1 protein-coding gene is annotated in these 505 nt (G+C 49.3%); it reads left to right on the top strand.

Annotation, left to right across the window (positions count from 1 at the left end; genetic code table 11):
* On the top strand, positions 1 to 505 hold a 505-nt coding region (locus tag R7Z77_RS28755), incomplete at both ends, for a PDZ domain-containing protein (RefSeq protein WP_318137485.1).

Below are 505 nucleotides of genomic sequence, written 5' to 3'. Positions count from 1 at the left end.
CACCGCCATTTTGGGACCAAATGGCGGCAACGTCGGGATTGGTTTTGCGATCCCATCGAACATGATGAGAAACCTCACTGAGCAGATTTTAGAATTTGGTGAAGTAAAACGTGGCATGTTGGGCGTTCAAGGTGGTGAAGTGACCTCTGAGCTGGCAGAAGCACTGGGTTACGAGTCAAGTAAAGGGGCATTCATCAGCCAAGTCGTGCCCGATAGCGCAGCGGACAAAGCGGGTCTAAAAGCCGGTGATGTGGTTGTCTCAGTAAACGGTAAGTCAATCGACACTTTCTCTGAGTTGCGCGCCAAAGTCGCCACATTAGGAGCAGGTAAGAAGATCACGCTAGGCGTTATTCGTGATGGTAAGAGCAAATCGTTTGACGTGACTCTTGGCGAGTCCACCAACATGAAAGCCAAAGCGGAAACGTTGCATGAAGGCCTAAAAGGAGCAGAGTTAAGTAACACTACACCAAGTGATGCAATCCAAGGGGTAAAAGTCTCCAGTGTT

The sequence above is a fragment of the Vibrio sp. 1401 genome (assembly GCF_033340295.1).
The sequence above is the reverse complement of the archived record's forward strand: the minus strand, read 5'-3'. Positions and strand labels throughout refer to the sequence as shown.